Origin of the sequence: Halomonas sp. SIMBA_159 (genome assembly GCF_046536035.1) — a bacterium.
Lineage (GTDB): Bacteria > Pseudomonadota > Gammaproteobacteria > Pseudomonadales > Halomonadaceae > Vreelandella > Vreelandella venusta_A.
Genome location: NZ_JAWJBT010001765.1, coordinates 1 through 231, shown reverse-complemented (window position 1 = coordinate 231; position 231 = coordinate 1). Strand labels below are relative to the sequence as shown.

General features: G+C 55.4%; 1 protein-coding gene. It reads right to left on the bottom strand.

What is annotated here, in order from left to right; genetic code table 11:
- Positions 1-231 (bottom strand): prepilin peptidase (locus tag R0J87_RS25260; protein ID WP_498889766.1); only part of this gene is annotated, 231 nt, incomplete at both ends.

Here is a 231-nt window from a genome sequence, read left to right as displayed (position 1 = left end):
AGCGCGATCGCGCCCCCTAACGCTAAAAACGGACCAAATGGCATCGGTTGACGACGACTAAGAATTCCCAGCGCGATCGCGCCCCCACCAATCACAGTTCCCACCACACAAGCGAGAAAACAACCCACAATCAACAGTTTCCATCCCAACCAAGCCCCCATCATCGCAGCGAGTTTCGCATCGCCACCGCCCATCGCCGGTTGTCCTAAAATTCCTGAAGCAACAATGGTG